The sequence below is a fragment of the Mesorhizobium sp. M7A.F.Ca.CA.003.01.2.1 genome, assembly GCF_003998945.1.
Taxonomy (GTDB): domain Bacteria; phylum Pseudomonadota; class Alphaproteobacteria; order Rhizobiales; family Rhizobiaceae; genus Mesorhizobium; species Mesorhizobium ciceri.
The window spans coordinates 1-929 of record NZ_RZRA01001404.1 but is presented as its reverse complement, the minus strand read 5'-3'; the positions used below and the strand labels follow the sequence as shown (position 1 = coordinate 929).

Here is a 929-nt window from a genome sequence, read left to right as displayed (position 1 = left end):
GAGCACGCCGAGAACGTACTCGGCGGCGAGCAGGTCGTCGCCTCCACGTTCCGGTCCTGTGTCTTCTGCCAGCGTCATCTTTCCAGGCATTCTCTGAGTTTCAACAGGCTGCGGCGCAGCCATGTACGCATCGTGTTCAGCGGCACGCCATGGCGCTCCGCCAGTTCGGCATAGCTCTCGCCCTTGAGATAGGCGCCCCGGACGGCTGCTGCCCGGTCCTTCTCCAGCTCATCGAGACAATGGTGGATACGTTCGGATTCGTCGCCCGCCACCGCCATCGCTTCAGGCCCCGGCGCCGGATCGGCCACGTCGAGCGCGGCATCGATGTCGGCGGCGGGGTTGCGCCGCGCTCTGATGCGATCGATCGCATGATTGCGCGCGATTGCCACCAGCCAGGAGATCGGGCTTAGATCGGAAACAGCAAAACGGTCGGCCTTCGTCCATATCTTGACGAAGACTTCCTGCAGCGCTTCTTCCGCGTCTCCCCGGTCGTTCAATACACGAAGACAGACGCCAAAAAGTTTCGCGCTGGTCTGCCGGTAAAGCAGATCGAACGCGGCCCGATCCTTCATCGAAGTCCGAACGATCAGCTTGGTGATGTCCTGCGGCGTCATTGCAGGCAAATTAGGCGATTGCCATGTATTTGCAACGACGGAAATAACCTTGTGCACGCCTAAGCTTTTGTGTGTCGCCGGCCCGGATCCGTCGGTCGATTGCCAATGGAATTGCCACTGGCTAGCTTGCCTTCATTGATGGGGGAGCGCGCATGTCGGTCGAACGGATCCTTTGGGAAGAAGATGCCACCGGCCTCGCCAATCTGGTCCGCAAGGGCGAGGTTTCGGCCGTCGAACTGACCGACGCCGCGATTGCCCGCGCCGAGGCCACCCGTCCCGACATCAATGCCACGGCCGAACCGCTCTACGATGCCT

Annotated in this window: 1 protein-coding gene and 2 pseudogenes; 1 reads left to right on the top strand and 2 read right to left on the bottom strand. The window is 61.4% G+C overall.

The window, feature by feature from the left end; all coding sequences use genetic code 11:
- Nucleotides 1-78 (bottom strand): annotated as a pseudogene (locus tag EN969_RS36460) (anti-sigma factor); the annotation flags it as partial.
- Nucleotides 75-614 (bottom strand): sigma-70 family RNA polymerase sigma factor, encoded by a 540-nt coding sequence (locus EN969_RS33020; RefSeq protein WP_063169719.1) that lies wholly within the window; start codon nt 612-614, stop codon nt 75-77. The gene EN969_RS33020 and the pseudogene EN969_RS36460, both read right to left, overlap by 4 nt.
- A gap of 152 nt (nt 615-766) precedes the next feature.
- On the opposite strand from EN969_RS33020, the pseudogene EN969_RS36455 reads away from it, so the two are divergent.
- Nucleotides 767-929 (top strand): annotated as a pseudogene (locus EN969_RS36455) (amidase); the annotation flags it as partial.